This window comes from Rosenbergiella epipactidis, from assembly GCF_018494055.1.
GTDB classification, from domain to species: domain Bacteria; phylum Pseudomonadota; class Gammaproteobacteria; order Enterobacterales; family Enterobacteriaceae; genus Rosenbergiella; species Rosenbergiella epipactidis.
Genome location: NZ_JABBFQ010000034.1, coordinates 1 through 214 on the forward strand (window position 1 = coordinate 1; position 214 = coordinate 214).

A 214-nucleotide genomic window follows, 5' to 3' on the forward strand; every position below is an offset into this window, starting at 1 on the left:
GGTGCATCCGGGAGGATTCGAACCTCCGACCGCTCGGTTCGTAGCCGAGTACTCTATCCAGCTGAGCTACGGATGCATTGCAGAATTCTTGTAACTGACAGGTAACAAACTTACCGAAGAAGTGTGTAACAACCATTATGGTGCATCCGGGAGGATTCGAACCTCCGACCGCTCGGTTCGTAGCCGAGTACTCTATCCAGCTGAGCTACGGATG

Annotated in this window: 1 tRNA gene; it reads right to left on the reverse strand. The window is 52.8% G+C overall.

What is annotated here, in order from left to right:
• Positions 1-2 precede the first annotated feature (2 nt).
• Positions 3-76: transfer RNA gene (locus tag HGT71_RS15695), tRNA-Arg, on the reverse strand.
• Positions 77-214: the final 138 nt, after the last annotated feature.